Origin of the sequence: Bradyrhizobium sp. 62 (assembly GCF_023073035.1) — a bacterium.
GTDB lineage: Bacteria > Pseudomonadota > Alphaproteobacteria > Rhizobiales > Xanthobacteraceae > Bradyrhizobium.
Genome location: NZ_JADPIT010000016.1, coordinates 333,661 through 336,612, shown reverse-complemented (window position 1 = coordinate 336,612; position 2,952 = coordinate 333,661). Strand labels below are relative to the sequence as shown.

The 2,952-nt window shown below is 62.1% G+C and carries 2 protein-coding genes; both read left to right on the top strand.

Annotated features, from left to right (window positions below):
- Positions 1 to 49: 49 nt before the first annotated feature.
- Complete coding sequence (locus IVB47_RS20615; protein ID WP_247464071.1) at positions 50 to 997, top strand: aminoglycoside 3'-phosphotransferase/choline kinase family protein; 948 nt, start codon at positions 50 to 52, stop codon at positions 995 to 997.
- A 259-nt stretch (positions 998 to 1,256) separates the two neighbouring features.
- Entirely contained in the window at positions 1,257 to 2,879 is a 1,623-nt protein-coding gene (locus IVB47_RS20610) for an ABC transporter substrate-binding protein (RefSeq protein ID WP_247463745.1), read from the top strand.
- Positions 2,880 to 2,952: the final 73 nt, after the last annotated feature.

Below are 2,952 nucleotides of genomic sequence, written 5' to 3'. Positions count from 1 at the left end.
TGCCCGGGACAAGCCCGGGCATGACGAACTCACATGCAGTTGGTTTACGATGTCGATGACACTCCCTCACTTCGCCGACGCGGACAGCTTTCGCGCCTTTCGCGCCGATCCTCCGCGATGGCTGCCGATCGCCATCGACATTGCCCGCAGCCACGGTCTCGATATCAGCGCGCCGCGCGTGTTTGCCACCGGCACCAATCTCGTCGTCGGCTTCGGCGATAACCTGATCCTGAAAATCTTCCCACCGCTGCTCCGCGCGCAATTCGTCTCCGAGCACGGCTCGCTGACCCAGCTTGCCGGCCGCCTCCATTTGCCGATCCCCGAGATCGTCGCGGAAGGCGAGCGCGACGGCTGGCCTTATCTCGCAATCACACGCCTTGCCGGCACGCTCGGCTCGGAGGTCTGGCCGCACTTGGCGGAAGCGCAGAGGGAGCGCGTGCTGCGCCAGATCGGCGAGACCATCGCCACCGTGCAGCGCGCGCCGCTCGGTCCGCTCGAGCAGATCGAGCCGCGCTGGGCCGACTTCATGCGGGCCCAGATGCAGGCGTGCCGCGCGCGGCACACGCGTCTCGGCCTGGCGCCAAAATTCCTCGCCGGCCTCGACGATCTCCTGCGTGACGCGGCCGCGCTCATTCCCATCGATGCGCCGCCGGTGATCTTGATCGGCGAATACATTCCGGAGAACTTCCTGCTCGCCTGCCATAATGATCAATGGTCGCTCGCCGGCCTGTTCGACTTCGGCGACGTGCTGGCGGGATGGCGCGACTACGATCTGCTCGGCCCCAGCGCCTTCATGGCAGCGGGCCGGCCGGGGAGGGTACGCAGCCTGCTCGAAGGTTTCGGCTATGCGAAGCTCGATTATTCACTCAAGCGCCGCCTGATGGCGCTGATGCTGCTGCATCGCGCCAGCGACCTCAACAACCACATCTGCATCGAGGGTTGGCAGGACGAGGCCGACGATCTGGTCGAGCTCCAGGAGCTGATCTGGCCGGGGTGATTGCCGCGGATCAGTAGCCGAGTGACTTGGGACGAGATGCGCCCACGCAATGAGCGATCGTTCCAGAAAGCCCATTTTATATGCAAATCTGCTTCTTTGTATGCAACGTGCTGGAGATCGGCTTCTGATCGACAGTCGAAGCGATGGCCATTTTTCGCGGCTACATCAGTGACTTATGTTGTTTTAAACTCTCATTAAGCCTTGGCACGAACCTTGCGAATCCAGTTCCAACCAGAAAACTTTGTGTTGGAGCCATTTCATGAAGCGCCGCGATTTCCTCAAGTCTGTTTCCGGATTGGCCGCAGGCGCGGCGCTTCCGGCCATGCCCTCCGTGATCTCGTCGGCGATGGCCGATGCGCGCTCGGAGACGCTGCTGATCGTCTCGGAAGGCGGCCCCAACAATCTCGACATCCACGGCGTCGGCACCAACGTGCCCGGCTATGAGGTGTCCTGGAATTGCTACGACCGCCTGCTCAGCCACGAGATGAAGACCGGCCCCGGCGGCGTGCCCTATTACGACCGCGACAAATTCAAGGGCGAGCTCGCCGAGGACTTCAAGATCGACGACATGTCGGTCACCTTCAAGCTGAAGAAGAACGCCAAATTCCACGACGGCGCGCCTGTCACCGCCAAGGACGTGAAGTGGTCGCTCGACCGCGCCGTCAGCGTCGGCGGCTTCCCCACCTTCCAGATGAGCGCCGGCTCGCTCACGAAACCCGAGCAGTTCGTCGTGATCGACGACTACACCGTGCGTGTCGACTTCCTGAAGAAGGACAAGCTGACGATCCCCGATCTCGCGGTGATCGTGCCCTGCATCATCAATTCCGAACTGGTGAAGAAGAACGCCAGCGAGAAGGATCCCTGGGGTCTCGAATTCACCAAGCAGCAGACCGCGGGCTCCGGCGCCTACAAGGTGACGAAGTGGACCGCCGGCACCGAAGTGGTGATGGAGCGCAACGACGATTGGGTCGGCGGCCCGCTGCCGAAGATCAAGCGCGTGATCTGGCGCATGGTGCCGCAGGCCGGCAATCGCCGCGCGCTGCTGGAGCGTGGCGACGCCGATATCTCCTACGAGCTGCCGTTCAAGGATTTCCAGGAGATGAAGGCGAGCGGCAAGCTCAACGTGGTGTCGCTGCCGTTCTCCAACGGCATCCAGTATATCGGCATGAACGTGACCAAGCCGCCGTTCGACAATCCCAAAGTGCGTCAGGCGGTCGCCTACGCGATTCCCTATCAGAAGATCATGGACGCGGTGATGTTCGGGCTGGCCAATCCCATGTTCGGGGCCGCCAAGGACAAGCCGACCGAAGTCGCCTGGCCGCAGCCGCACAAATTCAACACCGACATGGACAAGGCGAAGGCGCTGCTGGCTGAAGCCGGTTATCCCAACGGCTTCGAGACCACGATCTCGTTCGACCTCAACTTCGCCGGCGTCAACGAGCCGCTCTGCGTGCTGGTGCAGGAGAGCCTGGCCCAGATCGGCATCAAGACCACCATCAACAAGGTGCCCGGCGCCAACTGGCGCACCGAGTTGAACAAGAAGGAGATGCCGCTCTTCACCAACGTGTTCTCGGGCTGGCTCGATTACCCCGAATACTTCTTCTACTGGTGCTATCACGGCAATAATTCCGTCTTCAACACCATGAGCTACAAGTCGGCGGAGATGGACAAGCTGATCGACGGGGCGCGGAATGCTGCCGCGACCGGTGACACCGCGACCTACGACGCCGACGTGAAGGGCTTCGTCGACCTCGCCTACAGCGACATCCCGCGCATCCCGCTGTACCAGCCCTTCGTCAACGTCGCGATGCAGAAGAACATCAGCGGCTACCAATACTGGTTCCACCGCCGCCTGGATTATCGCGCGATGGCGAAGGGGTGAGGGGATGGCGGGCGAGATGGTCGCGTCGTCGACTCTCTTTCTGAGTGAGGCGGCCACCGCTCTCTCATTCCCT

What these genes read in the sequence shown, in the direction of transcription:
- IVB47_RS20615 (WP_247464071.1), top strand. Translation starts at nt 50, where the DNA reads ATGTCGATGACACTCCCTCACTTCGCCGACGCGGACAGCTTTCGCGCC.
- IVB47_RS20610 (WP_247463745.1), top strand. Translation starts at nt 1,257, where the DNA reads ATGAAGCGCCGCGATTTCCTCAAGTCTGTTTCCGGATTGGCCGCAGGC.